This is a genomic window from Sphingopyxis sp., assembly GCF_051861155.1.
In the GTDB taxonomy this organism is placed as follows: domain Bacteria; phylum Pseudomonadota; class Alphaproteobacteria; order Sphingomonadales; family Sphingomonadaceae; genus Sphingopyxis.
The window spans coordinates 60,147-85,405 of sequence record NZ_JBHYDE010000009.1 but is presented as its reverse complement, the minus strand read 5'-3'; the positions used below and the strand labels follow the sequence as shown (position 1 = coordinate 85,405).

Here is a 25,259-nt window from a genome sequence, read left to right as displayed (position 1 = left end):
CCTGATGCGGGCGCTCTTCCGGCAGGTGCAGATGATCGATGGTTTCGAGCTCACCGAACCGAATGCGCGCGGCTGCGTTCCCGAAATCCTTCGCGATGCGAAATTTCGCGATGTCGAGGAAGTTAGGGTGATCCCGACCCCCACTGGCTCGATTTCACTGTATCGGGCGCGGCGCTAGCCCGCATCCCGGCTAGTGGTGTTCCGGCTCGGCACATTGCCCACCGTCGGACTCCATCTGCAATGTTGCGTGTGAGATATTGAACTCCTCGTGCAAAGCGTCCGATACTACCAGCCGGACGGGATCCGCATCACTCCCCGGCTTCAGGACGACATGTGCCGTCAGGCTCAGGTCGCTCCCTGCGATCGACCAGAGATGGAGGTGATGGACTTCCGCCACGCCCTCCACGGCGGCAATGCGCGCGCGAACAGCGCCAAGATCGACGCCGCGCGGCACGCCTTGCAGCAGGATGTTCGTCGTGTCGCGGAGCAGGATCCAGGTTCGCGGCAGCACCCAGAGGCCGATCGCGATCGCGACGATGGGATCGACCCAGCTCCAGTTCGTGAAATAGATAAGGATCGCCGCGCCGATGACCCCGAGCGAGCCGAGCATGTCGGCCCAGACCTCGAGATAGGCGCCCTTGACGTTGAGGCTCTCGTCCTTGCCGCCCGCTAGTACGCGCATGGATATTAGGTTGATGATCAGTCCCACCGCTGCGACCGCCAGCATGCCGAGAGACTGGACCTCCTGCGGCTCGACGAAGCGCTTGATCCCTTCGTAGAGAACATAGGCGGCGACCGCGAACAGTAGCAGAGCGTTGAAGGCCGCGGCGAGAATCTCGAAGCGGCGGTAGCCATAGGTCCGCTTGTCGTCGGCGGGGCGTCGACCGATGCGGATGGCGGCAAGCGCGATGGCGAGCGCCGCTGCATCGGTAAACATGTGCGCGGCATCGGAGAGGAGGGCGAGGCTGTTGAACAGCCACGCCCCCACCAGTTCGGCGACAAGGAAAGTGCCAGTCAGGCCCAGCGCGATCGTCAGGCTTCGGCTGTTGGCGCCCGCCATATGATCGTGCCCCGAATGGCCGCTGTCGTCGTGACTATGCGAGTGCGCCATCATCGATCCTTTCATCCTTCTGCGCGCGCCGGTCACCATAGCGCGCGTAGAGGGTCGGAAGCACGAAAAGGGTGAGCAAAGTCGCCGAGATCAGTCCCCCGATCACGACCGTCGCGAGCGGCTTCTGCACTTCGGCGCCGGCGCCGGTCGCAAGCGCCATCGGAACGAAGCCAAGACTCGCGACGAGCGCGGTCATCACCACAGGGCGCAAGCGCATAAGGGCGCCTTGCCGCGCGGCTTCGGCCCGTTCCATGCCCGAGCGCATCAGCTCCTGGATCGACGACACCATCACGAGCCCGTTGAGCACCGCGATCCCCGACAGCGCTATGAAGCCGACCGCCGCGGAGATCGAGAAGTCCATACCCCGGAGGAACAGCGCGAGCACGCCGCCGATAAGTGCCAGCGGAACCCCGGTGAAGACGATCGCCGCGTCGCGCGACGAGCGCAGCGCGCCATAGAGGAGTAGCAGGATCAATACGAAGCAGGCGGGGACGACGAGTTGGAGCCGATCGCGCGCCGACGCCAGATTCTCGAACTGGCCGCCCCATTCGAGATAACTGCCGGCGGGCAGGCGGACATCCTTCGCAATACCCGCTTTCGCATCCGCAACCACATCCGAGATCGCCCGGCCGCGGACATTGGCCTGCACGACGACGCGCCGCTTGCCATTCTCGCGGCTGATCTGGTTCGGCCCCTCGACGATGCGAATATCCGCTACGCTCGCGAGCGGTACGAATGCTCCGCCCGCGACCGGGACTTGGACCTGTTCGAGCACCGACAGGTCGGCGCGCTGCGCGTCCGACAGCCGGATGACGACCGGGAAACGCCGATCGCCCTCGAAGATCGTGCCCGCCTCGCGGCCGCCGATCGTCGCGGTGACGACGTCCTGCACGTCCCATGCGGTCACGCCGAGACGCGCCATCGCGTCGCGGTTCGCACGAATGTCGAGCATCGAAAGCCCTTCGGTCTCTTCGACACGCACATCGCTCGCGCCCTCGGTTTTTCGGAGGGTGGCGGCGATCTCCTGTGCGGTGGCGTTCATCGCGTCGAAGTCGTCGCCATAGACCTTGATCGCGATGTCACCGCGCACGCCCGCGATGAGTTCGTTGAAGCGCATCTGGATCGGTTGCGTGATCTCATAGGCATTGCCCGGAATCTTGTTCAGCTCCTTTTCCAGCCGTTCGACGAGTTCGGCCTTGGCAAGGCTTGGGTCAGGCCATTCCTTTCGGGGCTTGAGGATTACGAAATTGTCGGTCGCATTGGGCGGCATCGGATCGGACGCGAGGTCCGCCGTCCCCGTCTTCGAGAAGACGATCGCGACCTCGGGCTGCTTCGAGAGCATTCGTTCAATCGGCCCCTGCATTGCCTGGCTTTGCTCCACCGACGTCGAGGGGACGCGGAACGCCTGGATGAGGAGATCCCCTTCGTCGAGCTGCGGCAGGAATACCTGTCCGAGCGAAAAGAAGGCGAGGATGGCCACGATGAATCCGCCGATACCGGCACCGAGCGTGAGCTTGGGCTTGCTCATCGCCCGGTCGAGGCCCGGCTTATAGCGCTGTTTGAGCCAGCTCATGATGCGGCCCTCCTTTTCTTCGACGCGCTTCGAGAGCCAGATGGCGATCGCGGCGGGAACGAAGGTAAGCGAGAGAATGAAAGCGAAGCCGAGCGCGATGATGACCGTCAGCGCCATGGGGATGAAGGTCTTGCCCTCGACCCCGCTCAGCGTGAGCAGCGGAACATAGACGAGGATGATGATCGCCTGGCCATAAACGGAAGGGCGCACCATCTCGCGCGCCGCTGAGGCAACGGTCGCAAGACGCTCCTGGATGGTAAGAACGCGGCCGTGACGATGCTGCAGGTCGGCCATGCGCCTGAGCGCATTTTCGACGATGATGACCGCGCCATCGACGATGAGCCCGAAGTCGAGTGCGCCTAGGCTCATCAGGTTGGCCGACACGCCAGCGCGCAGCATACCGAAACTGGTGAGCAGTACGGTGATCGGAATGACGAGCGCCGCGATCAGCGCCGCCCGAAAATTACCAAGCAGGAGAAAGAGCACGACGATGACGAGCAAAGCGCCCTCGGTCAGATTCTTGCCCACCGTCCAGATCGTCGAATTGACGAGCTTGGTGCGATCGAGCGCAGGCTCGATGACGATATCGGGCGGAAGCGAAGCATTGACCTCGTTGAGCCGGTCGGCGACCGCGGTCGCGACGGTGCGGCTGTTCCCGCCGATGCGCATGACGGCGGTGCCGACGACGACCTCGGTGCCATTCTCCGATGCCGAGCCCATGCGGACGGCCTGTCCGGTGCGAACCGTCGCGACCTGGTCGAGCGTGATCGGCACGCCGGCGCGGGTCGCGATGACGATGCGCGAGAGTTCGGCGGTATCGCGGACCAGCGCGTCGGAGCGGACCGCGAGCCCTTCGCCATTTCGCTCGACGACCCCGCCGCCGACGGCGGTATTGTTGCGTTCGAGGGCTTCGGCGAGATCGGTGAGGCTGAGTTCGAGCGCGGCGAGCCGCTGGACGTCGGGAACGACCAAATATTGCTTCGAATATCCCCCGATCGCATCGACGCCCGCGACGCCGGGAACGGTTTTGATCAGCGGCGTTACGATCCAGTCCTGCGTTGTGCGCAAATAGGTCGATTTGTCGGCCTCGTTGACGAGCCGTTCGCCTTCGGGGGTCACATAGCTGCCGTCGGGCTGGAGGCCGGGCTCTCCAGCCTTGTGCGCATCATCCTTTCGGTGCGCGATCCGCACCGTCCACATATAGACGTCGCCAAGGCCGGTCGCGATCGGCCCCATCTCGGGTCGAACGCCGTCCGGGATCGCCTCGCTCGCTTCGGTCAGGCGCTCGCCGACCTGCTGCCGCGCAAAATAGATATCGGTAGAATCGTCGAAGACGGCGGTGACCTGCGCGAACCCGTTGCGGCTCAGCGATCGCGTATGATCGAGGCCGGGAATACCGGCGAGCGCGGTCTCGATCGGGAAGGCGACCTGTTTCTCGACAAGTTCGGGCGACAGCGCCGGCGCGCGCACGTTGATCTGGATCTGGTTGTTGGTGATGTCGGGAACCGCGTCGATCGGGAGGCGCGACAGCGCGGTGGCCCCGATGATGGCGGCAACGGTGGTGAGCAGGACGACAAGCCAGCGCTTCTCGACCGCCCAGGTGACGATATGGGCGATCATGGCTTAGTCCTCATCGCCTGCTTCGCCCTTGCCGATCTCGGCTTTGAGCGCGAAGCTGTTGGTGATCGCGATCTGTTCGCTGCCCTTGAGGCCCGAGCGGACGATCACATTGGCGCCGGCGCGGTCGCCGAGGACAACGGGAACGGCTTCGAAACCATCCTTGGTGCGGACGAACACGACGCTCTTGCCCTCAACGGTCTGAATTGCAGTTGAGGGAACACTGATCGAGGCGTCGCCGCCGCCCGCCGTGAGAGCGACCGAGGCGGTTACCGCTTCGCCGACGCGCCACTGTCCGGAGCGATTGTCGAGGATGGCGATGGCCGGCACGAGCTTCGTGGCCGGATCGAGGGCTGGCGACACGAAACTGATCTTGCCGCTGGCTTGACGTCCCGGCGCGCTGACCGAGACGATGGCGCCGGGGCGGATTCGTCCGGCGTCGGCGGGTTGGAGGTTCAGCGACAGCGACACGCTGGACAGGTTGGCGATGCGATAAAGCTCGGCGTCGGCCGGCACCGTCTGGCCAAGCACGGCGCTGCGCGCGATGACCTGCCCCGAGATCGGCGCGGCAATCGCGATCCGGTTGAGCTGACCGCCGCCGCCGCCGGCAGCCGAGACCTGCTGCTGCGCAAGCTGGTAGGCGATCCGAGCTTCGGTCGCTGCGGTGCGCGCCGCGATCACATCCTGTTCGGGCGAAACGCGCTGTGCGTACAACCGCTCTTCGCGTGCGAGGTTGGAGTTGGCGAGCGCCAACCGGGCGCGTGTGGCCTGGACCTCACCCTGAAGCTGCGCCGCTTCGCGGCTTTCGATGATCGCGAGCGTCTGCCCACGACCTACGCTTTGTCCGAGATTGCGGTTGAGGGCGACGACACGCCCGCCGATGGCCGCCGACACCGCCTGCGTCGCTTGCGGGTCGCCTTCGATGGTGGCGGGCAACTGAAGCGCGCCCGCACTGCCCGTCGTCGGGCGACCAAGCGCGATCCCGGCCACTTTGATCTGTTCGTTCGTCAATTCGATATGGCCTTGCTCCGCGTGGCCAGCTTCTCCTTCGCCTTGCTCTTCGGCGGGCTTGGCGCTCTCGCTGCTGCCGCATGCTGCGAGGAACAGCGGCAGGGCAGTAGCCAACATTAGCTTTCGGTTCTTGTTGAAAGTCATGGGTTCAATTTCCTTCGATGGGCGCGGGAGCCGTGAGGCGTTCCAACTGGGCCCTTGCGAGTTGATAGGAGGCGAGCGCGTCGATCGACGCCGACCGCATTTCGGTCAGCGTCCGCTCGGCATCGAGCAGTTCGAGCTGGCCGAACTTGCCCTCGCGGTAACCGATGCGCGCGATGCGCGCGGCTTCCATCGCGGCCGACAGTGCGGGGCCGCTCGCAACGCGGGCCGCGGCTGCGGCATTGGTGGCTTCGACCTCGGCGTCGCTGATCTGCTGCTCGACGTCGAGCGCGGTGACGCGCCGCTGCGCATCGGCGCGCCGCCTCTCCGCATTCGCCTGGTCGACAGCGGCGCGTCCATTGTTGAACAGCGGCAGCGGCATCGAAACACTGAACACGGCGGCCATATCATTGGTCGCCTCGATCCGGCGAATGCCCGGGCCGACGGTGAGGTCGGGCACGCGCTGCGATCGCGCGAGCTGCACGCCAGCATCGGCCGTCGCCAGATCGGCGTTGGCAGCCGCCAGCGCGAGCGTTCCTGTCGCAGACGTCGGGCGCGGCGGGCCCATCGTTCCGCTTCCCGGTCCGCCAAGCACGCTGATATCGAGCGGCCCGGCGATCGGGCGTCCAATCCGCCGAGCGAGGTTCGCGCGGGTTGCATCGGCAAGTCGGCGGGCTTTCTCGGCCCCCGCCTCGGCTGTCAGGCGCGCGACTTCGGCGCGCTCCTGCTCGAGCGGCGAGGCGCGTCCGGCCTGCACCCTTATGGTCGCGGCGCGCGCCGTGTCCCCCGCGATACGATATTGATCGTCGGCAATCGCAACCCGCACCTCGGCGGCCGATGCCTGAACATAGAGTTCGGTCACCTGTAGCCGGATATCGGCCTGTGCGATCGCCTGTGCGATTTGCGCGCGATGCGTCGCCGCATCGGCGACCGCGATCCGCGCTTGCCGCTTGCCGCCGAGTTCGAGTGGGATGGCGAGGCTCGCCGTCACGTCGGCGCCGTTCACGCCCTTATAGGGACCCGTGCCGACGAAGTTCTCGACCTCGACGGCAATCTCCGGGTTGGGCCGCTGGGAAGCGACACGGCGTGCCGCGCGTGCGGCATCGACCTCTGCCGCGGCCACTTCCGCCGCCGGCGCGCTGCCGCCGGCGAGCGCGACCGCATCGTCGAGTGTCAGAAGAGGGCCCGATATCTGCCGGCTTTCCGCGGCCGTTTCTTGTGCGTGCGCTATCGCAACACATGATGTGGCTGCCACCAGGGCAGCAACGATCCTGTCCATAAATTCATCCTCAATTGAACCGGGAGATCGCCGCGCGAAAGCGGCGAGCGTGTCGCAATTCGTCAGACGAGAGGCGGATCGAGAAGGGGAGGCAGCTCGCGTGAAGGTCGCTGCACGACTGGCGCCGCAAACAGCGGTCCGAGGGCCAAGGCCAGCGGGGCCTCGCTGACCGTTTGGCGCTGATCTGGCGCCATGGGACAATGATGGTGGCCGCTATGAGCGAGTTTCTTGACCGGCTCGCGGGGCTCCTGTTTGCCGTCGTCCCGGTCCGGCGCGTAACTGACGTCGCGATCGGCGAGATGGGCCGAAGCGGGCTCGCAGAACTGCAAGCTGCAAAGCAGTACGCCCACGATCACCAGCATTCGCATCATCGCACCAGCCATAAATGCCCCCTATCGATCCTGCTCTTGCTTGTCGCCCGGTGAAATCGCTACGGCCAGATCGGCGGGAACTGGCATCGGCTTGAACGCGCTGACCCTTGCCCGGCCGGTATTTCCCTCAGGCAGCCGGCTCGTCAGCGATCCTAACGGGACCAAAGCAAGCCGAAACAACTGCCCTGCTACTTCGCGCCAGTCTTGCAGTGCCAGCGCGAAGCCGGCCATCTGCCAGTGTGACGCCCAATGCGGTCCGAAAAAGGGCTGGGCCACGATGTGCGCGCGTTCCAGCGCCCGCCACGCTCCGTCAAGGTCTGCCGCCCCCTGGCAAATGCGATATTTGTCCATCTCGATCGCGATCAGAGTCTGCGCATTCTGTCGGCTTGCTAAATTCATCCAACCTTCCCCGAACAGGCGATGCCTGATGCTTGCAATGCTGCGCTGGGGCGACATTTGGGCCATCTGTTCCCACTGCTACCCATGGGTCGCCTCCGCCCGCCGGTGTTGCCGGCCATTGTACCAAAAGCCGATCCAAAGGACGCCAAGTGCGAGAAGCTGGAGGACCAACGGTTCGAGCGAAGGAAAAATCCCGAACGCCGGGAAGCGGGGGAAATGGGTGAGCGGTGTAATGCCGAGGAGTCCGGCTTCCTGCAGGCCCCCCGCTCCCTTGCCGGCGAGAACGACCGCGAGGATCGCGATCAGGGCGGAGCTATAGGCGAAGAATGTCCCGATCGGCAGAACGCGGCTGTAGCGAAGCATCACCCACGCGATCACGGCGAGGATTGCCAGCGCCGTTCCCGCTCCAGCCGCGATGGCGCCGCTGCTGCCTTGCGTGGCCAGCGCCGCGAAAAACAGGATGGTTTCGAAAACCTCTCGATAGACGACGAGGAAGGCCAAGCCGAACAGGAACCAGGCCGAGCGGCGCGAAAGCGCCTTGCCCATCGCTGCGCGAATATAGCGCTGCCAGCTCTCGGCATGCGACTTGCCATGCATCCAGATGCCGACCCAGACCAGAACCACGGCCGCAAAGAGGGAGCCGAAACCTTCGGTCAGTTCGCGGCTCGCGCCGCTGACCGATATCGCATAGGTCGCGATCGCCCAGGTCGCGCCGCCGGCGATCAACGCCGCGATCCAGCCGCCATGGACATAGGGCAGGACTTCGGGCCGTTCGGCCTTCCGCAGAAAGGCGATCATCGCCACGACGATCAACAGGGCTTCGAGCCCTTCGCGCAGGAGAATGGTAAGCGCTCCGACGAAGGTCGATGTGTCGCTGGCGGCGCCGGGAGACAGCGTGATCTCGGCACCGGCGAAGAGGGCTTCGACCGATGCCGCCTTGCCTGCGACGATATCGACCGGCAAGCCGCGCCCGATCGAAGCGCGATAGTCGGCCATGGCGGTTTCGATGCGCGCCATCAGGCCCGCATTGCGGGTGGCCAGAATCGGCTCGAGCGGCTCGAATCCGTCAAGATAGGCCGATAGCGCGAGGCGCTCGGCTTCGTCGCGGTTTCCCTTTCGATAGGCCGCGAGACTTTGTGAAAGTTTGTCCCGCGCTACGGCGAGAGATGCGGGCATGGCCGCGTTCAGCGCCTTGGGGTCGGCGCGCAAATAAGCGGTGACCGCGTCGGCAGGCCCCTGTCCGAGCGCGCGGCCGAGCGTTTCCGGGCTGAGGCTGGTAAAGGCTTGCAGGTCGGACACCTGCCCGCGGGCGGACGGATCGCGCTCCCAGATACGCTTGCCGGCTGCGAGATCCTGAAAGGCAAACCCTCCGGCATAGGCTGCCACCGCCCACCGATCGTCGGAAGAAAAGTGAGCAAAACTGGGCATGGAAGTGCCCTCAAGCCCCTGTCCTATGACTTGGTAGAGCGCGAACAGGCTGCGCTTACGGGCGCGCTCGGCATCGGTGAAATCGATGGGCGCCGGGTCGAGCCCCCGCGCCTGAGGCCCCTTGCCGTCACCACGGGTGCCGTGACAACTGGCGCAATTCTCCAGATAGATTTGGGCACCGCGTCGGGGATCCGGGGCGTTGCGAGGCGCCAGCGGCACCGGATAGGCGGCGAGCAAGTCCGTCGCGACCTTGCGCGCAAGCCCGGCCACCTTGGCCGGGTCCGACCTTGAGGCGATGGCCGCTTCGAGCTGCCCCGCTTCGGATACGAGGCGCGTGCGCGCCGAGGTCGCCGGAAGCGCCGCGATACCCTTGCGAACCGTCGCCGAAAACTCGGTCATCTCGGCGTATTCGACTGTGCTGGTCACCTGGCCATTTGCGACGGCACCGGCATAGTCGACGGCGACATAATCCAGCAGGCGCCAGATGGTCTGGACCTCGTCGGCGTCGCTGCGGGCCTGGGCTGCTTGCGCGGCGAAGCCGGCGATGACGGCGACGAGGATCAGCAGAAAGCGAAAGCGGGGAGCGGGCGCCATCGATCCTATCCGGCCGCGGCCGACAATTCGCGCAACTCGTTGCGTGCGCCCCGGAGAATTTCAAATGCCGAATGCAGAAAGAGTGCGGCGATGACGGCGGCGACCGCGAGGTCGGGCCAGGCCCGTCCCGTCCAGGCGACGAGACCCGCCGCGATGATCACCGCGATATTGGCGATCGCGTCGTTGCGGCTGAAGAGCCACACCGCGCGGACATTGGCGTCGCCTTCGCGAAACCGGGAAAGGACGGCGGCCGAGGTTAGATTGACCAGCAGCGCAGCGATGCCGATGACTCCCATCAGTTCCGCCTCGGGCGGAACGGCCGTCAGCGCGCGCCACAGCGCGACGCCGATCACGCCGAGACCGAGCGTCAGCAGAAACAGGCCCTGCACCAAAGCGATGCGCGTGCGCGCCAGCGCAGTCCAGCCGATCGCCACGAGCCCGGCGAGCGTAATCGTGCCATCGCCGATGAAATCGAGCGAGTCGGCCTTGAGCGCCTGGCTGTTGGCGATGAATCCCCCGACGATCTCGATCGCTCCGAAACCGAGATTGAGCAGCACGACGATCCACAAGGCACGGCGGTAGGCGGGATCTTTTTCCGCGCGCACGGCGTCGCCCGTGCAGCCGCATGCATCCCCGTTTTCCGAACCTGCCGTCATCGCGTCTTCATCCCCATACTGCCGCCTCGGCGCCCTTTTTGCTGTCTTCAACTTTGGGCATGGCCAGCCTATACAACCTCCAGTCACTGGAGGATCAAGCACTTTATGACCAAGCGGCTCGCGATCGGCGATCTCGCCCGGCAGACCGGCACCAAGGTCAATACCATCCGCTTCTACGAGGAAATCGGGCTGCTGCCCGAGGCGCTTCGCACGGCTTCTGGCCGACGAAGTTATGATGCTGCCGATCTGCGGCGCCTCGCTTTCATTCGGCATGGCCGCCAGCTTGGCTTTTCCATCCCCGAGATTCGATCGCTGCTGGCGCTTTCGGACCAGCCCGACCGCGACTGCGCCGAAGCCGCGGCCATCGCGCGCGAACATCTCCGCGAAATCGGCATTCGTATCGCCCGGCTCGAGACTTTGCGTTCGGCGCTGACCGAAGTCGCGACATCCTGCGAAGGCGGCCGCGCCGCCGAATGCCGGGTAATCGAGGCGATCGCGGGAACCGAACTGGCGATTTAGGCCAAAGGGTTTCTCCCTGGATCGGCGCCCGTTCGGACAATGACAGGGCCATTGCGCACGGCGGCCGACTGGCCGCCGTGCGCAATGATAGCTGGGCCACGACGCGCTTGTCGCGCGGCGAGCTCCGGCGGCGCCGGTTCTTACGACGCCTTGTCGAGTTTCGTGACCGTTCCCGCCTTGCCGTCCCAGTCGAGCTCGAACGCGACCTTGTCGCCGACCTTGATGTTTGTCAGCAACTCAGGTTTCGCGGCGAACCCCATCGTCATCGGAGGCCATTCGAGTTCGGCGATTGCACTATGATCGAGTGTGACCTGTCCTTTCGCGGTATCGATCGCGGTCACGGTTGCCGTGCCTTTGCCATGCTTGGTTTCGGCCGGCATCGCCATGGTCCCGGCGTCATCGGCCATGGCGGCCTTTTCTTCCGCTTTCGGCGCTTCGCCCTGCTGGCCGCAGCCAGAAAGCGTCGCGCTGATGGCAAAGCCCAGCGCGATGGCAATAGATGTCTTCATGTCGTTTCTCCTTCGGGTTGAACGGGATTGGCGGAACGCCGCCGCATCAGCAGATAGGCGGCGGGAATGACGAACATCGAAAGCAGCGGTGCGGTGAGCATGCCGCCAACCATCGGCGCGGCGATCCGGCTCATCACTTCCGATCCTGTGCCGGTTCCGACAAGGATCGGAAACAGGCCCGCGAGGATGACGGCGACGGTCATCGCTTTCGGACGGACGCGGAGCAAAGCGCCGTCGCGGATCGCGGCGGGAATGTCGCCATCGCTTCGCGCCGCGAGCGACTGCTTGAGATAGATGAGCATCACGACCCCGAACTCGGCGGCGACGCCCGCAAGCGCGATGAAGCCGACGGCGCTCGCTACCGACTGGTTGTAGCCGAGGAGGTAGAGCAACCACAGCCCACCGGTCAGCGCGAAGGGCAGCGTCGCGAGGATGAGCAGCGCCTCGTCCCAGCGGCGGAAGGTCAGGTAGAGCAGCCCGGCGATGATCGCGAGCGTCACCGGCACGACGACCTTCATCCGCTCGGTCGCGCGGACGAGGAACTCGAACTGCCCGGTGTAGGAGACGCTGATGCCGGGCGGCAGCTTGACGTCGCGCGCAACGGCTTGCTGTATGTCCCGGACCAGCGTCTGCAAATCGCGGCCGCGCCCCTCGACATAGATATAGGTGACCGGGCGTCCGTTCTCGCTTCGCAGCATCGGCGGGCCGTCGCTGACCTTGACGCTCGCCACCGTGCCGAGCGTGATCTGCTGGCGCGATGGGGTGAGCAGCGGGAGGTCGGTCAATTTGCCGATGCTGTCCCTGAGCTCGCGTGGATAACGCACGCTGATCGGATAGCGCGCGAGCCCCTCGACCGTCTGACCGATCGTCTCGCCGCCGATCGCGCCCGAGACGACCGCCTGCACATCGGCGACGTTGAGCCCGTATCGGGCGGCGGCCGTGCGGTCGATATCAACATCGATATAACGCCCGCCGGTGAGCCGCTCGGCGAGCGCCGAAGCGACGCCCGGGACCGTCTTTGTGACCGTCTCGATCCGTTTCGCGGTCTGGTCGACCGCGGCAAGATCCGACCCCGCGATCTTGATTCCGATCGGACTCTTGATCCCGGTCGCGAGCATGTCGATCCGGTTGCGGATCGGCGGAATCCAGAAGTTCGCGAGCCCGGGGACGCGGACCCGCGCATCGAGCTCGGCGATCAGTTTCTCTTCGGTCATGCCGGGTCGCCATTGGTCCTTCGGTTTGAAGCGGATCGTGGTTTCGAACATCTCGAGCGGCGCGGGGTCGGTCGCGCTGTCGGCGCGCCCCGCCTTGCCGAATACGCTCTCGACCTCGGGCACGGTCTTGATGAGCCTGTCGGTCTGCTGGAGCAGGCTCGCCGCCTTCGCGGTTGACAGGCCGGGCAATGCCGACGGCATATAGAGCAGGTCGCCCTCGTTCAGCTGCGGCATGAACTCGCCGCCGAGCTGCGCCATCGGCCAGAGGCTGGTCGCGAAGACAAGCCCGGCTATAACGAGCGTCTTCTTTGGTCGCGCAAGAACCCAGTCGAGCGCTGGCCGGTAGGCGTGGGTCAGCCAGCGGTTGACGGGATTGGATTGCTCGCCCGGAATGCGGCCGCGGATCAGCCATCCCATCAGCACCGGGATCAGCGTGATCGACAATATGGCGGCGGCGGCCATCGCATAGGTCTTGGTGAAAGCGAGCGGCGAGAAGAGCCGGCCCTCCTGGCCCTCGAGCGTGAAGATGGGCAGGAAGGAAAAGGTTATGATGAGCAGGCTGAGGAAGAGGGCAGGGCCGACTTCGGCGGCGGCATCGGTGATGACGCGCCGACGCTCGGCGCCCTTCAACTCCTCGCCCGGATGATCGGTGTCCCAATGCTCGAGATGCTTGTGGGCATTTTCGATCATCACCACCGCGGCATCGACCATCGCACCCACCGCGATCGCGATCCCGCCGAGCGACAGGATGTTGGCGTTGAGCCCCTGCAGCCGCATGACGATGAAGGCGATCAATATGCCGAGCGGCAGGGTCAGGATCGCGACCAGTGCCGAACGCGCGTGCCAGAGGAACAGCGCGCAGACGATGGCGACGATGATAAACTCCTCGATCAGCTTCGACGTCAGATTGTCGACCGCGCGGTCGATCAGCCCCGATCGGTCGTAGGTGGTGACGATCTCGACGCCCGGCGGCAGGCCCGCCTTCAATTCGGCGAGCTTGGCGCGAACGCCATCGATCACCTCGCGGGCATTCTGGCCCTGCCGCATGACGATGATCCCGCCCGCGACCTCGCCCTCGCCGTTGAGTTCGGCGATGCCGCGGCGGGTGTCGGGGCCGATCTGGACGGTGGCGACGTCGCCCAATGTCACAGGGATTCCGCCCGGCGCGGTGCGGATCGGGACGGCGCGAAAATCGTCGAGGCCCTTCAGATAGCCGCTGGCACGCACGATATATTCGGCTTCGGCCATCTCGAGCGTGCCGCCGCCGCTTTCCTGGTTCGCGCGCTTCAGCGCGTCGGCCACGTCGGTCGCGGTCACGCCGTAGGCGGCGAGCTTCTGCGGATCGACGAGGATCTGATATTGGCGCACCATGCCGCCAATGCTTGCGACCTCGGCGACCCCCGGGACCGCCTTGAGCTCGAAGCGGAGGAACCAGTCCTGCAGGCTGCGCAGCGCGGCGAGGTCATGGCGTCCGCTCTTATCGACCAAGGCATATTCGTAAATCCAGCCCACCCCCGTCGCATCGGGGCCGAGCGACGCCCTGGCCCCCTCGGGGAGGCGGCTTTGCACCTGGCTCAGATATTCGAGCACGCGGCTGCGCGCCCAATAAAGGTCGGTGTCGTCGTCGAACAGCACATAGACGAAACTGTCGCCGACGAAGGAATAGCCGCGCACGACGCGCCCCCCGGGCACCGACAACATCGTCGTCGTGATCGGATAGGTAACCTGGTCCTCGACAATACGTGGTGCCTGGCCGGGATAGCTGGTGCGGATGATGACCTGGACGTCCGAGAGATCGGGCAGCGCGTCGACCGGGGTCGTGCGGACAGCGGCGATGCCGAGCAGCGTCAGGATCAGCGCCGCCGCGACGACGAGGCCGCGCGCGGCGGCGGATGCGCGAATGATCCGCTCGATCATCGCGCCGCATCCAGCGGGCGCACGGCGAGGCCGGTGAGGCTTGCCTCGGAATCGAGCAGGAATTGGCCCGAGGCCACCACCTTCTCGCCGGCGGCGAGGCCGTCCAATATCTCGGTCTTGCCGCCCCCTTCGCGCCCAGTCGCGACCTCGGCGGGGTGATAGCGGCCATCACCCATTTCGAGCATCACGACGTTCCGCTTGCCGGTACGGATCACCGCTTCGCTCGGCACCAGCAGCGCCGGCCTCGCATCGCCGCCGAGCGCGACACTCGCGAACATGCCCGGCCGGAGGCGTCCGCTGCGGTTGGGAAGCTCGATGCGGACGGTCAGCGTCCGGCTGTCAGCGGCTGCCGTGGGCAGGATCGCGACCACCCGGCCGCCGAAGCTCTCGCCCGGGAAAGCGGTGAGTGTTGCCGCGGCGCGCTGGCCGACCTGCACCAGGCCCGCCTGCGCTTCGGGAAGCGCGGCGTTGAGCCAGACCGTGCCGAGCCCCGATATTTCGGCGAGCGTCTGCCCTGGCGCCAGCGTGACGCCCGCGCGCGCATTGAGCGCTTGGACGACCCCGCCGATCGGCGCCCGGACGGTCAACCTGCCGCCGGTCCGCCCGCTCCGGTCGACCTCGGCGATCACCGCCTCGGGCATACCCATCAGGCGCAGCCGCTGCCGCGCCGCTGCCGTAAGATCGGGGCGGCCGAGCCGCTTGACGCTCAGATATTCGGTCTGGGCGCCGCCCCATTCGGGTAGCTGCACGTCGGCGATCGGCGCACCGGCGCCGATGACGTCGCCGGGCGCGAGGCGGTAGACGCGCTCGACATAGCCGCCCGAGCGAGCCTGCACGATCGCGACATCGCGCTGGTTGAACTCGATGCTGCCCGTGGCATCGACGGTTGCCGCGAGACTGCCCATCTCCGCCGCGACGACGCGCATCCCGAGGCTTTGCCGTGCCCCGGGGTCGACTATGATCCCGGGGGCGGCGTCCGCAGCGCCATCGTCGGCATATTTGGGCATCAGTTCCATGTCCATAAACGGCGATTTGCCCGGCTTGTCGAACTTCTGGTTCGGGAACATGGGGTCGTAATAGTAGAGGATCTTGCGGCTATCGTCGCTCGCGGCGCCGGGCGCTGTAGCGTCGCCTCCGCGCTGCCCGAGCCAATAGCCGCCGCCGCCCGTAACCAGCACGGCGGCAAGGATCGCGGCGCGCCAGCGCGCCTTTGTTGTCGCATCGGTCATCACCGTGCCTCCTCCCCATAAGTGAATTTGATCCGGACGGCGTCGCGCGCCACCTCGGCTTCGCGCGCCAGCGCATCGACCTCGGCTTCGGCCAGCGCGAGCGTTGACAAGAGCGCGGTGCCGAGGTCGAGACGGCCCGCGCCATAGCTTTCGAGGTCGAGCTGGGCGCGCTTCTTGGCAAGCGGCACCAGCCTTGTCCGCGCATTGGCGAGCTGCTCATCATGCATGCGATGCGTCGCGAGATCGGCCGTGAGCGCCGCGGCGAGTTCGCGCTCGGCCGCCTCGCGGTCGAGCCGCGCCGCTGTCGCCTCGCTCGCCCGTGCGGCGATCTTCGGATCCTGCCGCTTCCTGGCGAAGAACGGCAAGTCGATGGTCACGCCGACCGTAACGAGATCGCCAAAATTGGGCTCGCGGCGGCCATAGGCGGCATTCACCGACCAGTCGGGCCGCTTCTCGGCGCGCGCGAGCCCGGTTTCGGCATCGGCGGCCACGATCCGCGCATCATAGCTGCCGAGCCGCGGCAGCGCCGAAAGGTCGGCCCGGAGGACCGTGCCATCGACACCCAGCGGCGGCAGCGCGCCCACCGTGTCGGCGGCGGCATCACCGGTGTAGCGGGCAAGCTGGGCACGGAAGCGCGCAACGTCTGCGGCAAGCGTGCTGCGCCGGTCGGCCAGCTCGGCGCGAAGCTGTTCGGGCTCGAGCGCCTGCGCGGGCCGCGCCGATCCGCTGGCGAGCCGGGCGGTCACCGTCGCCTGAAGCTCGTCGAGGCCCGTGTCGAGCAGGTCGAGTTCCTTGAGGCGCTTCTTCGCAAAATGGAGGTCGATCCAGGCGAGCGCCGTCGCCAGCCGCACATCCTGCGCCGCGATCGTCCGCTCGGCCTCGGCGATGCCGATATCGGCCTGCGCCCGCACCGCGCGGGCGCGGCGCTTCGCGGGGTTCGGGACGTCTTGGCTGATGCCGATCACCCGCATGGTGAAATCGTCGCGATTGAACCGCCCCGCGTCGGGGCCGGTGACCGGGAAATCGCGCAGAGCGAGATCGAGCTTCGGGTCGGGCAGCCGGTCGGCGGCGATCGACGCGGACCGGGCGGCATCGATCCCCGCCTCGCGGGCTTGCATCTCCGGCGCACGCGTTTCCGCCAGCCGAAGCGCCTCGTCGAGCGACATGGGTTCGGCACGAAGGGCCGTGGGCAGCGCGAGCAAGGCTGCCGCAAAAAATAGGCGCATGATGTCCCCCTCTGTGGACCCGACGAAAGCCTCCCCGGCGTATGTACGCCGGGGAGGAAGGACCGTCACCCTTGTGGGGGCATCTTATGGTCGCCGGACATTTTCTTCATGCAGTCGGCCGGACTCACCTTCATCATGTCGCAGTCGCAATGCGCCATCTGTCCCGGCTTGTCCTTGACCCAGACGCGGACCCGCGAGGTCGTATTGGACTTGTTCGGTCCCGGCATCTGGCGGGTCTGCCATTCATAATGGCCGCCCGATTGCTCCTGGGCGAGAACGGGGGCGGCAAGGGTTGCTGCCGCGAGCGCGGCAAAGGCAAAAATCGGTTTCATGTTGAATTCCTCAGTTGAAAAGGCAGGAAACGCGCGCCGAAACGGCCCGGCGCGCATCGTGCAATTCAGCCGAGAATTAGCGGTGGATCGGGCTCGGGACCGAATGTTCGGCCATCCAGCCGCTGGATCGGAAGCGGATCGAGCAAGCCCGGCATGTGAGTCGCCGCCGCGATCAGCGTTGGCGGCGTTACGACGACAGGCGGGAGCGCACAGCCCATCTTGGCGATGCAGTCGAAGGTCAGGCCCTTGCAGGGCGCGCCGTCCCCGGATTTGGCGATCCCCATCATTTCCGCGCATTCGTCGCTCATCGCCATCGCTGTGATCGCGGTATCGGACGCCGGGATTGCCGGGGCAGACGCGAACGCGGCTTCCTGGCCCAGAAGGCCCAGAACAGCTCCGAAGAGCAGCAAGAGGGAAAGCCAGCGTTTCACGGTAAAAGCATGATCCTCGATCGTTGCCGCGTCAATTCGATTCTCGGCGATGCAGCTCAAGGGAATATTCGCACTGTGCCGCGCCGAAGTTACGCCGCCCGCAGCCTTCTTAGTGAGTCATCGGCATGACGACAGGCGAAAAGCGCCTCCACAGCGCAATCGTGAGCATCATCAGGTTCGGTTCCGGCGCGGCGCACCACGACGCCGGGAGCCCGCAATTCGTATGCAATAATGCCGGTCCAAATTTCATGATCCGCCGCTGGCAAGCGTCAACCCTTGCACTGCGCGAGGGGTCATGCCGAACATACGCCTCATCGTGCGCGAGAGGTGCGCCTGGTCTGAAAATCCACCCAGCAGTGCCGCGCCTACCAACGTCTCTCCATCATGCAAGGCGCGAGCGGCTCGATCGAGCTTGCGCCAAAGCATCCATGTCGAAAGAGGAAAGCCGAGCTGGTCGCGCGCAAGAAATCTCAACCGCGAATCTGACAATCCCAATTTCTCCGCCATATGTGCGATTTGCATTTCGTTCGGGTTTTCAGCGAGTTGCTGCAAGGCGATAGAAAGGCGGTGATCGACCGTCGAACCGCTTCTCGGTGCCGAATCTGACAGTTTCTCGACCCAATCCTTAAGCGGTAATTTGCAATCAAATCCAAGAAAGCCGGGGTCGTTTACTATGTTGATATCGCCGGCGCTGATTTCGTCCATAACGCGGAACGCCAAGGGCGTTTGCGGCTCCAAATACAGCACGGACACGATATCTCTGGCAATCAAGCTATGTTCGACCATCGGCTGGATAACAACCGTGCGGCCAGCAAACTCTTTCCCGTCCTCACCAACCACGCAAACAGTACGGTCAGAACCGAAGACAAGCTGGATCGCCGCATGTCTATGCGGGCTGTTGTCGGACGATTGCCCGCGATAGGCTGCCCATCCGTCGCCGAAAACAAACGCATTCATCAAAGCTGGTTTGCCATCAATTTGGGGCGCGCTTCGCACCGGACTTTGGATCGTAGTTCAGACCGCAAGCAAGAATATTGAACAAAACGGCGGAGCGACAACAAATTTTACCCAAAAGTTGGTTTGGTTCCGTTCCGTTCAAGCCAGATCGACCAGCGCTACCTAATGCAGGAAGCATTCTCGACTCAGACGAATGTCTGCTCATTTAGGACGCTGTAAATGTTAAAAAACTTGGTCCGGCTCGTATATCTACCGCTTTTCCTGCTTGGCGGCAACGCGCTAGCCCTTCACATCGTCGGTAACGACTTTAACCGGGCTTGGCTTTTCGCATTGGTTGGCGGGTTCATTTTGCTCGCCTTTTGCCTTGAGCGACTCGTTCCGTACGACAGTGCGTTCAACGTGGATCAAGGGGACACGCTGCGGGACTGGAGCCATTTCCTCGTCAATGAATCCATGGCGGTAATCGGGATTTTGTCGGTTCCCTTTACGGCGGCCCTGCTCGCTATCCCATCAGTTTGGCCAGTTGGCTGGCCCCTTTGGCAACAACTGCTGTTGGCCATCCTGATCGCCGACGTCGGTATTACGCTGGCGCATTTTGCCAGCCATCGCTTTGCCTTTCTTTGGCGTTTGCATGCCGTGCATCATAGCGTGAAGCGGATGTACGGTTTCAACGGGCTGATGAAACACCCGTTGCACCAGCTTATCGAAACGCTTGCAGGAACCACGCCTCTGCTTCTGATGGGTGCCCCGCAGGATGTGTTGTCGCTGTTTGTCGTCGCCGTGCTGCTTCAACTCCTATTGCAGCATTCAAACGTCGCATACTTTACTGGACCACTAAAGTATATTTTGGCAGTCAACGTCGTTCATCGCTTCCATCATATTGGTAATGCCAAAGAGGGCGACGTGAACTTCGGCCTTTTCACAAATCTTACCGACCGGATATTGGGAACGGTATTTTTTGATCCCAATCGCAAGATTGGCTCGGCTGACATCGGGATTGAAGACAGGCCAAATTATCCCAAAGAATATCTCAAGCAACTTGTTGAACCCTTCAGGGCCTAACGATCACGTGGTCGGAAGCTTCTTCCAGCAAGGAGAAAAGCCTTGAAAGGCAAGGTCATAATGATCGGTTTGGCAATTCTGGCATTCGTTGTCGCTGTCGGATACATGTCAGGACGGCAACCGGATCGAGATGCTGTTGTTGCTGCCCGCAAAGAGTTGGGCACAGCGTTTCGCGAAGCGTTTGTAGATGCAAACGGTGTCAGGCTGCACGTTGTTATTGCCGGTCCTGACGATGGCAAACCGATCCTCCTCCTCCATGGTTATCCTGAGTTTTGGTACGCGTGGCGTGGCGTCATGGCGAATCTCGCTCGCAAGGGCTATCGGGTAATCGCCCTCGATCAGCGCGGCTATAACCGATCCGCAAAGCCCGGTAGCGCTTCTTCCTATCGTCTCGATATCCTCGCAAAAGACGTCGTAGATGTGGCTGCTGCGCTGGGCCACGAAAGATTCGTGGTAGTCGGACATGATTTTGGCGGGCAGGTCACCTGGTGGACGGCTTTGCTACACCCCAGAAAAGTGGTTGGGGCCTTGGTTGTCAACAAGCCCCATCCCTATGCAATTCGCGACGTCAGGCCAGAGGGCGAGGCGATTAGCTGGTATCGGACCTTCCTAAGGGTTCCATGGCTGCCGGGCCATGTTGCACGATATGGCAACTGGGGATTGCTCGAAAAAAATTTGCAGGACACGTCCGAACCCGGAACCTTCTCGAAGCAGGTGATGGACCAGTATAAGGCGGCCTGGGATCATGATGGGGCCATCCACAGCATGGGCGCATGGTATCAGGCCAATGCGAAGTTCGATGCAGACGTAGGCGCCGGGCTGGTCGCTGTTCCGGCGCGCCTTTTGCTGGCGAAAAATGACGCATTCAGCCCACCCGAACTTGCGTTCGCAAGTGAACAATATTTTGAGAAGGGTGACGTGCGAGAGCTGGGTATAGGGACTCACTGGGTAATCCAGGAGCATCCTCGGCTGATTGCCGAGGAGATCGACAAATTTGTTGATGACTTGGAATGGGCGTCCAACCCGTAATTTCTGCCTGATGTGAGAACGCAACATGGAATGGCGCAATTGAGTGGCGCCGAGAGATCGGCCTCCAGCAAGCCGTTCGGGTTGATTGTTAGCGGATTATGGTCGCCGCCGCTATTGTGGGTGGAGGTGTGGCGAAACGAAACTGGAGGCTGTTGCGAAAGGGCGAGTCCAAACTGAAGGATCGCACGGCGGCACCGGTCGGCCTCAGCCGATGGCGAACATGAGATGGTATGGACCCGTATTGCAGCGGCAAGACCCACGCGCACCCCCTGCCTGAACGGGAGCATTTTTCGACGTCGCGGCCTTGCCGCGCGGCGAATCCGTCACCGGGATGCTCCTGCGCGATCTCGGATCCGTCCGGTGTACGAGCTTCGCACCGCCAAGGGCGTACGCCTCATCGACTAGGCTGCGCACCGGGGTATGGAGTCAAGCACCTGCGTGACATGACCATCGGACAGCTTGCGAAGCGCGCGGTCGTCAACGTCGAGACCATCCGCTTCTATCAGCGAAGGGCCTGCTCCCGGTTCCCGGCCAAGGCAAAAGAGGCGGTGCGCAGGGCAGCATACGCCGCTATGACGAGGCCGTCTTTCGGCGCCTGCGTTTTATCAAATCCGCGCAAGCCGCAGGCTTCACGCTCGCCGAGATTGGAGAACTGCTCGAGCTCGATGCCTCGACTGATCGCGCCCGCGCGCGCTTGCCGACGAGCGCATCGCCGCGATCGAAAAGACGATGGCCGAACTCGGCACCGCGCGGCGGGCGCTGCTTGGCTTGTCGCGCCAGTGCGCCGCGGACGATACGACGCACTGCCCGATCATTACGGCGTTCGAGCGGGTCTGACGCATCGGGGTGGATCCGCCCCACATCCTATGCCCGCCCGCTACGCCTTCGGTTTGCGCGAAGAGCTGTGCAGGCTGATGATCTGCCATTTGCCGTTCGTCCACTTGAGGACGCTCGTCGCGACGCCGGCGCGTTCGATCGTCTCGCCGTTCGTAAGGACGATCGTGTAGTTATAGGTTTCGGTAGCGACCGCGACCTCGCCTTCGCCGCGCACCGAGATCTTATAGTCCTTGAAGGCGAAGGATTTGAAAGCCTTCAGCTCGGGTGCGAGATGATGGTCGCGATAATGCGCAAAATTGCCCTCGATGCCGCCCGACTCGAAGATCTGGGCGTCAGGCGCAAACAGCGCGTCGACGCCCGACAGGTCGCGGTTCTCGATCGCCTGCTTATATTGTGCCAGCGTCGCGGTCGCCGTCTGATAATCCGGGGCCGCCGCCGCGTGGACGGGAGCCGCCATGACCAGGGCCAGCCCGATTGCCGCCATTGTGAAACCTCTCATCCCCATTCTCCCTTTTGTGATTGCCGCCGCTCAAGGCTGCGGCGATGCTTCGATCAGATTTTCACGAACCGCAGGCGCAGCGAATTGGCGATGACGCTCACCGACGAAAGCGCCATCGCAGCGGCGGCGATGATCGGCGACAATAGCAGCCCGAAGACCGGATAAAGTACGCCCGCCGCCACGGGTATGCCTGCGACATTATAGGCGAAGGCGAAGAAGAGATTCTGGCGGATATTCCCCATCGTCGCCTGGCTGAGGTGCCGCGCCCGCACGATGCCGAGCAGGTCGCCGCGCAGCAGCGTGATGCCCGCGCTTTCGATGGCGACGTCGGTTCCCGATCCCATGGCGATCCCGACATCGGCGGCGGCGAGCGCGGGGGCGTCGTTGACCCCGTCGCCCGCCATGGCGACCACCCGGCCCTGCTCGCGCAGCCGCTGCACGACAGCGCTCTTCTGGTCGGGGAGAACGTCGGCCTCGACATCGTCGATGCCGAGGCGCCTGGCGATCGCCTCGGCGGTGACGCGATTGTCGCCGGTGAGCATGATGACGCGAATTCCCGCGTCGCGCAGCGCCGTGAGCGCTGCGCCCGTCGTCTCCTTGACGGGGTCGGCGATGGCGATAGCGCCGGCGGCCTTGCCGTTGACCGCGATGTAGATCGCGGTGGCGCCGTCCGCGCGAAGCCGGTCGGCCGCCTCGGCGAGCGCGCCAGGATCGACATCATATTCCTCAAGGAAACCGGCATTGCCGAGGACGATGGCCTTGTCGTCGACGACCCCCACGATGCCCTTGCCGACCGGCTGGTCGACCCCCGAAGGCTCGACGAGCGCGAGACCCCGATCCTCGGCGGCCTTGACGATCGCCGCCGCGAGGGGATGCTCGCTGCTGCGCTCGAGGCTGGCAGCGATCCGGAGCAAATCCTGCTCCTCGAACCCGTCCGCGACTTCGATGGCGACGACCGAGGGTCTGCCTTCTGTGAGGGTGCCGGTCTTGTCGACGACGAGTGTGTCTACCTTCTCCATCCGTTCGAGCGCTTCGGCGTTCTTGATCAGCACGCCGGCCTCGGCGCCGCGTCCGACGCCAACCATGATCGACATGGGCGTCGCAAGGCCGAGGGCGCACGGACAAGCAATGATGAGCACCGAGACGGCGGCGATCAGGCCATAGGCCATCGCAGGCGCGGGGCCGAGAAGCGACCAGATGATGAAAGCGGCGACGGCGACGGCGATGACGCCCGGCACGAACCAGCCCGAAGCTGTATCGGCGAGGCGCTGGATCGGGGCGCGGCTGCGCTGCGCATCGGCAACCATCTGCACGATGCGCGCGAGCATCGTGTCGCGCCCGACTTTCTCGCTGCGCATCAGCAGGCCGCCGGTCTGGTTGATCGTGCCACCGATGAGCGCGGCGCCGGCTTCCTTCGTGACCGGCATCGATTCGCCCGTGACCATCGACTCGTCGACCGTGCCGCGGCCTTCGAGGACGATGCCGTCGACGGGCACCTTCTCGCCCGGGCGAATGCGAAGTACATCGCCGACCGCGACATCCTCGAGCGCAACCTCTTCGTCGCTCCCGTCGCCGCCGACGCGCCGTGCGAGCTTCGGCGTCAGGTCGAGGAGCGCGCGGATCGCGCCGCTCGTCGTCTCGCGCGCCCTCAGTTCGAGCACTTGCCCGAGCAGCACCAGCACCGTGATGACCGCCGCGGCCTCGAAATAGACCGCCACCGATCCGTCGGCCGCGCGGAACGCGTCCGGGAAAATCTGCGGTGCGAGCGCCGCGATCATGCTGTAGCCCCAGGCGACGCCCGTCCCCATCGCGATGAGGGTGAACATATTGAGGCTCTTGTTGCGGATCGAGAGCCAGGCGCGCTCGAAAAAGGGCCAGCCCGCCCACAGCACCACGGGGGTCGCGAGAAGCATCTGGATCATGTTGCTGGTCTGACGACCGACATATTGGTGGAGACCCGTCATGTGGCCGCCCATCTCGAGCGCGAGGACGGGAAGGGCGAGCAGGAGCCCGACCCAGAAGCGCCGCCGCATGTCGCGATATTCTTCGCTGGGTCCGGCCGCCGCATCGGGCATGGCGGGTTCGAGCGCCATGCCGCAGATCGGACAGCTTCCAGGTCCCGGACGCTGGATCTCGGGATGCATCGGACAGGTCCAGATCGCATCCCCGACCGCGTCGGCCGGCTCGCGCCCCGCCATGTAGCGACCGGGGTCGGCCTCGAATTTCGCGAGGCAGCCCGCGCTGCAGAAATATTGATGTGCGCCGCCATGCGTCGCGACGTGCGGCGTGGTCGCCGGGTCGACCGTCATGCCGCAGACCGGATCGGTCGTGTCTTCGCTGCCTTTTCCTGCGCCTTGATAATCGTGCACCGTCATCGCTCCTGTCGCTGTCCCGGCGCGACCGGCAAAGGCCGCGTTCGGGCTTGCCGGTCCGGCTCGCCCCGACCGTCGCCGTCGTCGCGGCTGAAGAATGAGGCCGCTCCTATCGATACGCAAGGCAGGCCGCTGCCCCTCGGATTTTCTTGCGCGTCTGGTCAGGCCTTGGCCTTGCCGGCTCGGAGGATGGCGATCGCGCCGGTTGGCGTCCGAAAAGTCTCCAGCTCGCGAATATCGTCAAACCCCGCTTCGCGGATCAGGATCGGCAGCAAGCCATCGGCGTTGGGCTGGGTATCGCGCACGCCATCGAGCTGCTGGACCGTCAGGCGGAACAGCAGCCGCATCAGGCGGCTGCGCTGTTCGCCATAATCGGCGACAAAAAGCGCGCCGCCGGGGGTAAGCGTGTGCCAGGCCTCACGGAGCAGGCGAGCCTTTTCCTCCATTCCCACCTGGTGGAGGACGAGACAGATCGTGATCTTCGCCGGGGCCGGCCAATCGGTGACGGCCGCGGCCGAGAAGAAGCCGACACGAAACTCCGGAGCTGGGGAGAGCCGCGCCATTTTGGTTCGCGCAATGCGTGTCGCAGCTTCGTCGGGGTCGATGCCGAGATAGCGCACGCCCTGGCTATGACGGGCGATCGCCAGCGCGAGATTGCCCGTGCCCGAGCCGATGTCGAGAATGACCTCGCCCTCGGTCGGAGCCATATGGCGGACGAGACGGTCGCGCCACACGCGCTCGCGCGTCGTCACTGCCACGCCGAAATCATAGAGCGGCGTCAGCATATGATAGCCTGCCGCCGGCGTGTAGGACCGCGCGGCGGGTTCGGGTTCGGGCATCGTCCAACTCCTTTCGGCTGTCTGGCTCGCCGCGCGGATCGCGGCCGGGTGCCAGCCTCGACGAGCCGGATAGAGCCCCGCCGAGGCCCGGGTCTTGAATGTTTCGC

22 protein-coding genes and 1 pseudogene are annotated in these 25,259 nt (G+C 64.7%); 5 read left to right on the top strand and 18 right to left on the bottom strand.

Features of this window, described 5'->3' with window-relative positions:
• The first annotated feature begins 4 nt into the window (after positions 1 to 4).
• Positions 5 to 178, top strand: coding sequence for a hypothetical protein (locus tag ACTIFP_RS15665; protein WP_439569642.1), 174 nt, complete (start codon positions 5 to 7; stop codon positions 176 to 178).
• 12 nt (positions 179 to 190) lie between these two features.
• Here ACTIFP_RS15665 and ACTIFP_RS15660 read toward each other — a convergent pair whose 3' ends face one another.
• The 8 genes from ACTIFP_RS15660 to ACTIFP_RS15625 form a co-directional block, all read right to left on the bottom strand.
• Positions 191 to 1,114, bottom strand: a complete 924-nt coding sequence (locus ACTIFP_RS15660; protein WP_439569641.1) for a cation diffusion facilitator family transporter — start codon at positions 1,112 to 1,114, stop codon at positions 191 to 193.
• Positions 1,095 to 4,304: an efflux RND transporter permease subunit gene (locus tag ACTIFP_RS15655; protein ID WP_439569640.1), complete on the bottom strand. Its 3,210-nt coding sequence runs from the start codon at positions 4,302 to 4,304 to the stop codon at positions 1,095 to 1,097. The genes ACTIFP_RS15660 and ACTIFP_RS15655 overlap by 20 nt, the downstream gene beginning before the upstream one ends.
• Before the next feature lie 3 nt (positions 4,305 to 4,307).
• Positions 4,308 to 5,456 carry an efflux RND transporter periplasmic adaptor subunit gene (locus ACTIFP_RS15650; RefSeq protein ID WP_439569639.1) on the bottom strand — a complete coding sequence of 383 codons (1,149 nt, stop codon included), beginning with the start codon at positions 5,454 to 5,456 and terminating at the stop codon, positions 4,308 to 4,310.
• A gap of 4 nt (positions 5,457 to 5,460) precedes the next feature.
• Positions 5,461 to 6,732, bottom strand: a complete 1,272-nt coding sequence (locus tag ACTIFP_RS15645; protein ID WP_439569638.1) for a TolC family protein — start codon at positions 6,730 to 6,732, stop codon at positions 5,461 to 5,463.
• Between the two features lie 62 nt (positions 6,733 to 6,794).
• Positions 6,795 to 7,115, bottom strand: coding sequence for a hypothetical protein (locus ACTIFP_RS15640; RefSeq protein WP_439569637.1), 321 nt, complete (start codon positions 7,113 to 7,115; stop codon positions 6,795 to 6,797).
• Positions 7,116 to 7,124: 9 nt separating this feature from the next.
• The gene (locus ACTIFP_RS15635; RefSeq protein WP_439569636.1) at positions 7,125 to 7,502 is read right to left on the bottom strand and encodes a DUF3703 domain-containing protein; all 378 of its coding nucleotides are present in this window, start codon (positions 7,500 to 7,502) and stop codon (positions 7,125 to 7,127) included.
• A 78-nt stretch (positions 7,503 to 7,580) separates the two neighbouring features.
• Positions 7,581 to 9,524: an FTR1 family protein gene (locus tag ACTIFP_RS15630; RefSeq protein WP_439569635.1), complete on the bottom strand. Its 1,944-nt coding sequence runs from the start codon at positions 9,522 to 9,524 to the stop codon at positions 7,581 to 7,583.
• A 5-nt stretch (positions 9,525 to 9,529) separates the two neighbouring features.
• Positions 9,530 to 10,180 (bottom strand): cation diffusion facilitator family transporter, encoded by a 651-nt coding sequence (locus tag ACTIFP_RS15625; RefSeq protein ID WP_439569634.1) that lies wholly within the window; start codon positions 10,178 to 10,180, stop codon positions 9,530 to 9,532.
• A gap of 105 nt (positions 10,181 to 10,285) precedes the next feature.
• Between ACTIFP_RS15625 and ACTIFP_RS15620 the strand changes: the two genes are divergently transcribed.
• On the top strand, positions 10,286 to 10,699 hold the full coding sequence (locus ACTIFP_RS15620) for a MerR family transcriptional regulator (RefSeq protein ID WP_439569633.1): 414 nt from the start codon (positions 10,286 to 10,288) through the stop codon (positions 10,697 to 10,699).
• Between the two features lie 140 nt (positions 10,700 to 10,839).
• Here the strand turns inward: ACTIFP_RS15620 and ACTIFP_RS15615 are convergent, their stop codons facing one another.
• The 7 genes from ACTIFP_RS15615 to ACTIFP_RS15585 all read right to left on the bottom strand — a co-directional run bounded on the left by ACTIFP_RS15615 (position 10,840) and on the right by ACTIFP_RS15585 (position 18,514).
• Positions 10,840 to 11,208 carry a copper-binding protein gene (locus ACTIFP_RS15615; protein WP_439569632.1) on the bottom strand — a complete coding sequence of 123 codons (369 nt, stop codon included), beginning with the start codon at positions 11,206 to 11,208 and terminating at the stop codon, positions 10,840 to 10,842.
• Positions 11,205 to 14,339, bottom strand: a complete 3,135-nt coding sequence (locus ACTIFP_RS15610) for an efflux RND transporter permease subunit (protein WP_439569631.1) — start codon at positions 14,337 to 14,339, stop codon at positions 11,205 to 11,207. Before ACTIFP_RS15610 ends, ACTIFP_RS15615 begins: the two co-directional genes overlap by 4 nt.
• Complete coding sequence (locus ACTIFP_RS15605) at positions 14,336 to 15,568, bottom strand: efflux RND transporter periplasmic adaptor subunit (RefSeq protein WP_439569630.1); 1,233 nt, start codon at positions 15,566 to 15,568, stop codon at positions 14,336 to 14,338. The genes ACTIFP_RS15610 and ACTIFP_RS15605 overlap by 4 nt, the downstream gene beginning before the upstream one ends.
• Positions 15,568 to 16,794 (bottom strand): TolC family protein, encoded by a 1,227-nt coding sequence (locus ACTIFP_RS15600; RefSeq protein WP_439569629.1) that lies wholly within the window; start codon positions 16,792 to 16,794, stop codon positions 15,568 to 15,570. Before ACTIFP_RS15600 ends, ACTIFP_RS15605 begins: the two co-directional genes overlap by 1 nt.
• 65 nt (positions 16,795 to 16,859) lie before the next feature.
• On the bottom strand, positions 16,860 to 17,126 hold the full coding sequence (locus ACTIFP_RS15595; RefSeq protein WP_439569628.1) for a hypothetical protein: 267 nt from the start codon (positions 17,124 to 17,126) through the stop codon (positions 16,860 to 16,862).
• Between the two features lie 65 nt (positions 17,127 to 17,191).
• On the bottom strand, positions 17,192 to 17,617 hold the full coding sequence (locus ACTIFP_RS15590; protein WP_439569627.1) for a hypothetical protein: 426 nt from the start codon (positions 17,615 to 17,617) through the stop codon (positions 17,192 to 17,194).
• A 186-nt stretch (positions 17,618 to 17,803) separates the two neighbouring features.
• Positions 17,804 to 18,514 (bottom strand): helix-turn-helix domain-containing protein, encoded by a 711-nt coding sequence (locus tag ACTIFP_RS15585; protein WP_439569707.1) that lies wholly within the window; start codon positions 18,512 to 18,514, stop codon positions 17,804 to 17,806.
• Between the two features lie 219 nt (positions 18,515 to 18,733).
• Here ACTIFP_RS15585 and ACTIFP_RS15580 point away from each other — a divergent pair, with 219 nt between their 5' ends.
• From ACTIFP_RS15580 to ACTIFP_RS15570, 3 genes and pseudogenes are all read left to right on the top strand, one after another.
• Positions 18,734 to 19,576: a sterol desaturase family protein gene (locus tag ACTIFP_RS15580; protein ID WP_439569626.1), complete on the top strand. Its 843-nt coding sequence runs from the start codon at positions 18,734 to 18,736 to the stop codon at positions 19,574 to 19,576.
• A 42-nt stretch (positions 19,577 to 19,618) separates the two neighbouring features.
• On the top strand, positions 19,619 to 20,605 hold the full coding sequence (locus ACTIFP_RS15575; protein ID WP_439569625.1) for an alpha/beta fold hydrolase: 987 nt from the start codon (positions 19,619 to 19,621) through the stop codon (positions 20,603 to 20,605).
• 443 nt (positions 20,606 to 21,048) lie between these two features.
• A pseudogene (locus ACTIFP_RS15570) lies at positions 21,049 to 21,442 on the top strand (MerR family transcriptional regulator).
• Between the two features lie 40 nt (positions 21,443 to 21,482).
• Here the strand turns inward: ACTIFP_RS15570 and ACTIFP_RS15565 are convergent.
• The 3 genes from ACTIFP_RS15565 to ACTIFP_RS15555 form a co-directional block, all read right to left on the bottom strand.
• Positions 21,483 to 21,941 carry a YybH family protein gene (locus tag ACTIFP_RS15565; RefSeq protein WP_439569624.1) on the bottom strand — a complete coding sequence of 153 codons (459 nt, stop codon included), beginning with the start codon at positions 21,939 to 21,941 and terminating at the stop codon, positions 21,483 to 21,485.
• Between the two features lie 53 nt (positions 21,942 to 21,994).
• A complete protein-coding gene (locus ACTIFP_RS15560; protein WP_439569623.1) occupies positions 21,995 to 24,316 on the bottom strand; it encodes a heavy metal translocating P-type ATPase in 2,322 nt (773 codons plus the stop codon).
• Between the two features lie 158 nt (positions 24,317 to 24,474).
• Positions 24,475 to 25,152, bottom strand: coding sequence for a class I SAM-dependent methyltransferase (locus ACTIFP_RS15555; RefSeq protein ID WP_439569622.1), 678 nt, complete (start codon positions 25,150 to 25,152; stop codon positions 24,475 to 24,477).
• Between the last annotated feature and the right edge of the window lie 107 nt (positions 25,153 to 25,259).